General features: G+C 72.3%; 7 protein-coding genes. 4 read left to right on the top strand and 3 right to left on the bottom strand.

What is annotated here, in order from left to right; translation table 11 throughout:
* Window positions 1-251, top strand: a 251-nt coding sequence (locus tag RNB18_RS39165) for an electron transfer flavoprotein subunit alpha/FixB family protein (protein WP_311718855.1), incomplete at its 5' end; no start/stop codon positions are given.
* A gap of 58 nt (window positions 252-309) precedes the next feature.
* On the opposite strand, the gene RNB18_RS39160 is transcribed toward RNB18_RS39165, so the two are convergent.
* On the bottom strand, window positions 310-1,203 hold the full coding sequence (locus RNB18_RS39160; RefSeq protein WP_394817742.1) for an endonuclease/exonuclease/phosphatase family protein: 894 nt from the start codon (window positions 1,201-1,203) through the stop codon (window positions 310-312).
* 190 nt (window positions 1,204-1,393) lie between these two features.
* On the opposite strand from RNB18_RS39160, the gene RNB18_RS39155 reads away from it, so the two are divergent.
* Together RNB18_RS39155 and RNB18_RS39150 are read left to right on the top strand one after the other, a co-directional pair.
* The gene (locus tag RNB18_RS39155) at window positions 1,394-2,698 is read left to right on the top strand and encodes a DUF6986 family protein (RefSeq protein WP_311718853.1); all 1,305 of its coding nucleotides are present in this window, start codon (window positions 1,394-1,396) and stop codon (window positions 2,696-2,698) included.
* Window positions 2,699-2,816: 118 nt separating this feature from the next.
* A complete protein-coding gene (locus RNB18_RS39150; protein WP_311718851.1) occupies window positions 2,817-4,946 on the top strand; it encodes a serine/threonine-protein kinase in 2,130 nt (709 codons plus the stop codon).
* Here RNB18_RS39150 and RNB18_RS39145 read toward each other — a convergent pair.
* The gene (locus tag RNB18_RS39145; protein WP_311718850.1) at window positions 4,892-5,692 is read right to left on the bottom strand and encodes a hypothetical protein; all 801 of its coding nucleotides are present in this window, start codon (window positions 5,690-5,692) and stop codon (window positions 4,892-4,894) included. The genes RNB18_RS39150 and RNB18_RS39145 overlap by 55 nt on opposite strands.
* A gap of 6 nt (window positions 5,693-5,698) precedes the next feature.
* Complete coding sequence (locus tag RNB18_RS39140; RefSeq protein ID WP_266568179.1) at window positions 5,699-6,748, bottom strand: LacI family DNA-binding transcriptional regulator; 1,050 nt, start codon at window positions 6,746-6,748, stop codon at window positions 5,699-5,701.
* A 193-nt stretch (window positions 6,749-6,941) separates the two neighbouring features.
* Between RNB18_RS39140 and RNB18_RS39135 the strand changes: the two genes are divergently transcribed.
* Window positions 6,942-7,889: an ROK family protein gene (locus tag RNB18_RS39135; RefSeq protein ID WP_311718849.1), complete on the top strand. Its 948-nt coding sequence runs from the start codon at window positions 6,942-6,944 to the stop codon at window positions 7,887-7,889.
* The last annotated feature ends 32 nt before the right edge of the window (window positions 7,890-7,921 follow it).

Here is a 7,921-nt window from a genome sequence, read left to right as displayed (position 1 = left end):
ACGCGGGCTGGTACCCGCACACCAACCAGGTCGGCCAGACCGGCAAGAGTGTCTCGCCGCAGCTGTACATCGCCAACGGCATCTCCGGCGCGATCCAGCACCGCGCCGGCATGCAGACCTCCAAGACCATCGTGGCGGTCAACAAGGACGCCGAGGCCCCGATCTTCGACCTCGTCGACTACGGCGTCGTCGGCGACCTCTTCGACGTCGTCCCCGCCCTCACCGAGGAGATCAACACCCGCAAGGGCTGATCCCGCTCCGGGCGTACGAGGCCCCCGTGACCGCCGACGCGGTCGCGGGGGCCTCGGCTCATCCCAGGGTGACGGTGGCCTGCACCGGCAGGTGGTCGCTCGGGAACTGCCCGTTCATCTCGAAGGTGTTGATCGAGGCCCGGTGGACGGTGGCGCCGGGCGAGGTGAGGATCCAGTCGATGCGGTCGCCGTCGGGGATGAGGGGTTGGTAGCCGTGGAAGGTGGCGTACTGCCTGCCGCGTTCCACGGCCGCGTCCCAGGTGTCGACGAGACCCGTGGCGAGCAGGGCGTCGTACGCCTGGTTGTCGTGGGCCGCGGCGTTGAAGTCGCCGGTCACCACCACCGGTGACGAGCGGTCGAACTCGGCGATCTTCTGGCCGAGGAACACGGCGGACCGCTCGCGCGCGTACTGGCCCAGGTGGTCGAAGTGGGTGTTGAGGACGTGGAACTCCCGTTCGCCGACGGCCCGGTCGCGGAAGCGGACCCACGTGACGATCCGGGGGAGCGCTCCACCCCAGGTGTTCGAGCCGATGACCCTGGGCGTGTCGGAGAGCCAGTACGTGTCGTGCTCGACCGGAGCGAGGCGCCGGGTGTCGTAGAAGATCGCCGTGGACTCGTCGTGGCTGCCGCCCTCGCGGCCGGTGCCGATCCAGTCGTAGTGCGGTCCGAGGTCGGCGTGGATGTCGCGCAGTTGCTGGTAGAGGCCTTCCTGGGTGCCCACCAGGGTAGGGGCCTCCTGACGTAACAGCCGGCGCATCACCGGACGGCGGGCGGCCCAGCTGTTGGGTTCGGAGGTGCTGGCGAAGCGGAGATTGAACGTCATGACATCGAGTCGGCGGTTGGACGGCTTGGCGGCGGAGGCCGGCAGCGTGCCCATCAGCGGCACGGTGACGGCGGCGGCCATGGCGGTTCTGAGGCCCATGCGACGCGTCATTCTGTGGGTGTCCGACATGTTGTTCCCTCCCGACGGGACAGGATGAATGTTCGAACCGGAGTGCGGTAGAGGGCGTAGGGGTTCTCGGCGCCTTGAATGAACGCGGTGGCTCATGCTGTGGACGGGGTGTTGACCGTCCGGAAGCTTCATGGATAACTTCGCTCTACGGATTGTTGATTCCGTAGAGCGGAAAACAGGAGGGTGTGGGATGGGCCAGGGCCAGCAGGAGCAGGTGGCGACGAGCCTCGCGGGTGCCGTCAGCGAGGAGATCAGCGCCTCCCTCGCGCCGGTCGACGCCGAACTGGAGCGCCGCTACCCCGGAGACCCAGGCACCCGCCAGCCCGTGCACACCGTCTACGTCCCCGGTGACGCCTTCGCCTCCGACACCATCCGCTCCTGGGGCGAGAAGGCCCTCGCCGCCCTCGACGAACACGCCCCGGACGCCGCGTCCTTCGCCGCCGTCCTCGGGTTGTCCGACGACCTCGCCGAGCCCGTCTACGCGCGCGTGCGCGCCAAGTTGGAGCACGAACCGATCGAGGACCTGCGCGTCGACTTCGAGGACGGCTACGGCCCGCGCCCGGACGCGGAGGAGGACGAGACGGCGGCCCGCGCGGCACGACTGATCGCCGAGGCGTACAAGAACGGCACGGCGGCCCCGTACATGGGCATCCGCATGAAGTGCATGGAGGCGGCCGTCCGGGACCGAGGCATCCGGACCCTCGACGTCTTCCTCACGGGTCTCATGGCGGCGGGAGGCCTGCCCGAGGGGCTGGTGCTGACCCTGCCGAAGGTGACCTACGCCGAGCAGGTCACCGCGTTCGTCCGGCTCCTGGAGGCCTTCGAGAAGGCGCACGGACTGGACTCCGGCCGACTCGGCTTCGAGATCCAGATCGAGACCAGTCAGTCCATCCTCGCCACCGACGGCACCGCCACCGTCGCCCGTATGATCCAGGCCGCGGAGGGTCGTGCCACCGGACTGCACTACGGCACCTTCGACTACAGCGCCTGCCTCGGCGTCTCCGCCGCTTACCAGGCGAGCGACCACCCCGCCGCCGACCACGCGAAGGCAATCATGCAGGTCGCGGCCGCGGGCACCGGCGTACGGGTCTCGGACGGCTCCACGAACGTCCTGCCGATCGGCCCGAGGGCGAAGGTCCACGACGCCTGGCGACTGCACTACGGCCTGACGCGCCGGGCGCTGGCCCGCGCCTACTACCAGGGCTGGGACATGCACCCCGGCCACATCCCCACCCGGTACGCGGCCGTGTTCGCCTTCTACCGAGAGGGCTTCGAGCAGGCCGCCGGCCGACTCGCCAGGTACGCGGGCCGGGTCGGCGGCGACGTCATGGACGAGCCGGCCACCGCCAAGGCGCTCAGCGGCTATCTGCTGCGCGGTCTCGACTGCGGCGCCCTCGACATCGCCGAGGTGGCCCGGCTGACGGGTCTGACCCGGGCCGACCTGGAGGGGTACGCGGCGCCCCGGCGCGGCGACCTGACCGTCTCCACGAAGTAGCACGAAGGAGGCGGAGAAGTAGCGGCCCTGTCACGGTCGCAACCACCGGCTGAAGTCGTCACTCCTGCCCCGTAGGCTGTACGGCACGCATTGACGTGTTCACAGGAACGGGGCAGCGGTGTCTTCGGGGGAGACCAACGGAAAGGGCCAGGACGACGCCGGTCGGCTGCTGGCCGGGCGTTATCGTGTCGTGGCCCAGCTCGGTCGCGGCGGCATGGGTGTGGTCTGGCGGGCCGTCGACGAGGTCCTCGGCCGCGAGGTCGCCGTCAAGGAATTGCGCACCTACACCGACGCCGACGGCCCCGAACTCGCGGATTTGCGGCTGCGGATGCAGCGCGAGGCCCGTGCGGCGGCCCGGGTCAGGCATCCCGGCGTCGTCGCCGTGCACGACGTGGCCGAGGTCGACGGGCGTCCGCTGATCGTCATGGAGCTGGTCGACGGGCCGTCCCTGGACGCCGTGCTGCGCAAGAGCGGCCCCCTCGACCCGCGGGAGGCGGCCGGCATCGGCGCCAAGGTCATGGACGCGCTGGCCGCCGCCCACGAGGCCGGCGTACTGCACCGGGACGTCAAGCCCGGCAACATCCTGCTCGACCGCTCGGGCCGCGTCCTGCTGACCGACTTCGGCATCGCGACCATGGACGATCCGGGCGACGGCTCGGCCACGAACCTCACCCGCACCGGCCATCTCGTCGGCTCCCTGGACTACATGGCCCCCGAGCGCGCCCAGGGTGCCGATCCGGGACCGGCCTCCGATGTGTGGGGTCTGGGCGCCACGCTGTACGCGGCGGTCGAGGGGGCCTCGCCGTTCCGCCGTACGTCGACGTTCTCCACGCTCACCGCGATCGTCGGCGAACCGCTCCCCGAATCCCGCCGTGCCGGCCCCCTCGGCCCGGTTCTCCAGCGCCTGCTGGACAAGCGTCCCGAGGCGCGCCCGGGGGCCGGGGAGGCGCGCGGGCTGCTGCAGGCGGTGGCGGACGGGGCCGGACCGGACAGCCCCACGACGACCTTGCGGGGTGCGGCGGGTACGGCGGGTTCGGCGGGTTCGGCGGGGCAGGCCGAGACGGCAGCGGACGTTCCGGCGACGCCGGTGGCATCGGCAGGTCTCGGGCCGACGGACCCGACGAGGCCGGGGGCGGCGCAGGGGGCTGCGCAGGACCAGGGCCCCGGTGACCACGCAACGGCGGGGACCGTGGCCGCGCAGCCGCCCCCGCCCGCGGCGGCTGTAGACCCCGGGACTCCCAGGCAGGGCACGCCGGGTGCTCAGGACAGCGGTGCCCTCGGACAGCACGGTCAGGGGCAGCCTGCTGCGGGTGCTGCGGGTGCTGCGGGTGCTGCGGGTGCTGCGGGTGCTGCGGGGCAGGCCGGGGCCCCGGCGCCCTGGTGGGTGGCGTCCGCCTCTCAGACCGGTGGTCCGGGGCAACCCGGGCCCTCGGAACACGGCTCCGGAGCGTTCGTCGCCGCTCCGGGACAGCCCGGATCTCCCGCTCACGGTCACGGGCCGTCCGGGCTCCACGACCCGCTCCCGACGGGCCCCATGACCACCGCGCCCCGGTCCCGCCGCAAGTTCCGCGTCCTGCTCGTCGCCGCGGCGGTCACCGTCGTTCTCGCGGTGGCCGGAACAGCGGTCGCCGTGCTGAACAACTCGGGTGACGCCGAGGCCGACGCCCGTCCCACCCCGACCGCCACCACGGCGAAGGCCTCCACCTCCGCCCGCACCGACGCCGACCGGTCAAGCAGTCCCGAGCCCACGGACGGGGACGACAAGAAGACCCCGAGCGCGAAGGAGACATCCGGCGACGACGGGGGCTCCAAGCCCACGAGCCGGGCCTCCGCGTCCTCCACGGCCAACTCCTCCGGCGGTGGCACCTCAGGGGGCGGCGGCTCGGACGGTTCGTCCGGCGGCAGCGGCTCCGGCGGTTCCGGGGACGGCGGCACGACCGGGGACGGCGGCGCCGGCACCCCGGCCCCGGCCTGCACCGCCATCGGCGGCGGCAAGTACAACTGCACCGTCTGGAAGACCGCCACGTCCTACACCGCCTCCGGCGCCGAGGCCGGTGTCCTCAACGCGGGCACCAACTACTTCTACTGCCAGTCGAACCTGGGCCGCCGGGAGACGTCCGGCGAGTGGACCAACGTCTGGTGGGCGAAGACCGACGACGACAGCGGCAACACCGGCGTGTACGTCAGCGACGTCTACCTCAAGGGCGGGAACAACGACGAGCCGGTGCCGGGACTCCCGGTCTGCTGAACCATCACGTACCGCTCAAGGCCGGACTCGGTGACCCGCTTCTCGTCGGCGAACAGCCGGGTGCCCGCCGCACACAGCCGCCGGTCGGCGCGGGCCCGTGCCACGAACTCCTCCGGCGTGACGCCGAACAGCTCACGCAACCGGGCCGACCCCACGAGGAGTTCGGTCAGCAGCTCCCGCTGGCCCGGGTGGGTGCGCGCAGCGCCGGTGCCGTCGTGCAGGACGCCATGGCGGTTGACGTACGAGTGGACACCCGGCAGGGTCACGCCGCCGGGCAGTTCGACCCGCACCTCGGGCGCGGGCAGCCAGGCGCGCCCATAGTTGCCGTTCGGCAGCGGCACCCCCTCGCTCGCGTCGATGATCGCCAGTTGCTCGGCGTCCAGCCAGATGACGAACAGCTCCCGTACGACGTCCGGGGCGTGGAAGGGAGACGCCGACACGTATCCCATGCGGCTCACGTGCGCGGACACGCCCACGTCGACGCCGGTCACCCGTGTCTTCACCATCGGGATCGGCGAGGTGATCCCGAACTCGGCCATCTTGTGCCGCAGCTGTCCCGGGCTGGCGTTGGAGCCGACCGCGAGGAGGGGAGCGCGCTCCTCGTGCACCAGCTGGTCGTGGGGCAGCGGCACCAGCCGGTCACCGTCGAGCAGCGCGGAGTCCGCCGGCCAGGCGCCGGGATACCGCAGCGGGTGCTCGCGAGGTGCCTCGGCCAGGCCGAGGGTCTCCAGCGTGAAGTCGTCCATGGCAGCTCAGTCCGCCGGCGGCAGCTCGCCCGAGCCCCGGGTGATCAGCCGGGTCGGCAGTTCGATCCGTTCCGGCGTCAGCAGTGTGCCGTCCAGCTGGCGGAACAGCCGCTCGGCGGCCGTACGGCCCAGCGTAGCCGCGTCCTGGGCGACGACCGTGACGCCCGGCTGCAGCAGATCGGCCAGTTCGATGTCGTCGAAGCCGACGAGGGCGACTCGGCGGGTGTGTTCGGCGAGGACACGGACCACGGTGACCGTCACCCGGTTGTTGCCGGTGAAGATCGCGGTGACGGGGGAGGGGCCGGAGAGCATCCCCTCGGCCGCCCCGCGCACCCGCACCGGGTCGGTGACGCCCAGCGACGTCCAGGCGTCCGCCACCTCGATGCCGGCGTCCTCCATGGCTGCCCGGTACCCGCGCAACCGCTCGGCGGCCGTGTGGATACGGGGCATGTCGCCGATGAAGCCGATCCGCCGGTGGCCGTGGGCGATGAGGTGGGCCACGGCGTCGCGGGCGCCGCCGAAGTTGTCGGAGAGGACGACGTCGGCGTCGATCCGGCCCGCCGGACGGTCCACGAACACCGTGGCCACGCCCGCCTTCAGCTCCGGCTCCAGATAACGGTGGTCGTCACCGGCCGGGATGACCACGAGGCCGTCCACACGCCGGGCGCACAGCGCCAGCACCAGTTCCTGTTCGCGCTCCGGGTCCTCGGCGCTGGAGCCGTTGATGAGCAGGGCGCCGTTGGCCCGGGCCACCTCCTCCACCGCGCGGCTGAGGGGGCCGTAGAACGGGTCGGCGAGGTCCTCCAGGACCAGGCCGATGCTGGCGGTACGGCCCTTGCGCAGGACGCGCGCGCTGTCGTTGCGGCGGAAGCCGAGGGCCTCGATGGCCTCCCGCACCCGGTGCTCCGTCTCGGGTGTGACCCCCGGTTCGCCGTTGACCACCCGGGAGACCGTCTTGAGCCCGACGCCGGCCCGCGCGGCCACGTCCTTCATGGTCGGACGGTTGCCGTACCGGGTCGTGGCGAGGCGGTCTGCTCGGCTGTGGGTGTCGGGCACGATACGGCGTCCTGTCCTGTCGTCGACGGGGATGCGACGGTCCATGATTTTGTATGAGGATGTGGCGTCGAGCATAGAGCCTGGACAACGTTGTCAGAAGCGGGAGACACTGTCCACCGCAATCTGTCGGCCTGCGCCCCACCGCGAGACCGCCTGTCCATTCCTCAAGGTTGACCGGGGAGAACTGACACTGATGCACACCGACCTCGTGGCTGCGCTCGACATCGGCGGCACCAAGATCGCCGGAGCGCTGGTGGACGGCCACGGCCGGATCCTGCTCCGGGCACAGCGCGCCACGCCCGCGCAGGAGGACGGCGACACCGTGATGCGCGCCGTCGAGGAGACCCTCGGCGAGCTCACGGGCTCACCGCTGTGGGCGCGCGCGGGCGCCCTCGGCATCGGCAGCGCGGGCCCGGTGGACGCCTCCACCGGCACCGTGAGCCCGGTGAACGTGCCCGGCTGGCGCGACTATCCGCTGGTCAGCAGGGTCCGCGAGGCGGCCGGCGGGCTCCCTGTCGAGCTGATCGGCGACGGTGTGGCCATCACGGCGGCGGAGCACTGGCAGGGCGCTGCCCGCGGGCACGACAACGCGCTGTGCATGGTCGTGTCGACCGGTGTGGGAGGCGGGCTGGTGCTGAACGGCCAACTGCACGCCGGGCCCACCGGCAACGCCGGGCACATCGGGCACATCAGCGTCGACCTCGACGGCGACCCGTGCCCGTGCGGCGCGCGCGGCTGTGTGGAGCGCATAGCCAGCGGTCCGAACATCGCCCGGCGCGCGCTGGAGAACGGCTGGCGGCCCGGTCCTGACGGCGACACGTCCGCCGCCGCGGTGGCCGACGCGGCCCGGGGCGGGGATCCGGTCGCCGTGGCCTCCTTCCAGCGGGCCGCCCAGGCGCTCGCCGCCGGTATCGCCGCCACCGCGACCCTCGTCGAGATCGACATCGCCGTCATCGGCGGCGGGGTCGGCAAGGCGGGTGACGTCCTCTTCGGACCGCTGCGCAAGGCGCTCGGCGACTACGCGACCCTCTCCTTCGTCCAGCGCCTGACGATCGTGCCCGCCCAGATGGGCACGGACGCGGGGCTGGTCGGCGCGGCCGCGGCGGCGCTCGCGAAGCAGGACACGGCAGCGGCGGTCTGACGCCGGGACGGTGCGAGGCGCCGGCGATGTCG

It is taken from the genome of Streptomyces doebereineriae (assembly GCF_031845645.1).
Classification (GTDB): Bacteria; Actinomycetota; Actinomycetes; order Streptomycetales; family Streptomycetaceae; genus Streptomyces; species Streptomyces canus.
This window is presented reverse-complemented; position numbering and strand designations above follow the sequence as displayed.